Here is a 281-nt window from a genome sequence, read left to right on the forward strand (position 1 = left end):
CGCGGTTGCAGGGTGACTTCGTAGCGTGCCTCGTCGACGGAAGCGGACAGGCGTTTGAAGCCACTGATTACCCCGTGCAAGGTGCGCAGCGGCTTGACTTCGGACGGTTCGAAGATCAGCGACGAGACCTTTTCCGGCAGTGCGTGCAGGCTGAAGCTGGCTTGTTGGCCAAGCATGAGTTCGGCGTCGATGTCGAGCTGGCTGGAGGTGAACTCGATGTAGTAGCTGAACGGCTGGCTGAGGTGTTCTTCGCCGTGGAAGGCCAGGACGTCGAGGGGGGC

General features: G+C 61.6%; 1 protein-coding gene. It reads right to left on the bottom strand.

What is annotated here, in order from left to right:
* The coding region (locus ACM6G4_RS25945; protein WP_414914889.1) for a contractile injection system protein, VgrG/Pvc8 family at positions 1 to 281 on the bottom strand (281 nt) is incomplete at both ends.

This window comes from Pseudomonas sp. IT-P258 (genome assembly GCF_949767825.1).
GTDB lineage: Bacteria > Pseudomonadota > Gammaproteobacteria > Pseudomonadales > Pseudomonadaceae > Aquipseudomonas > Aquipseudomonas monachiensis.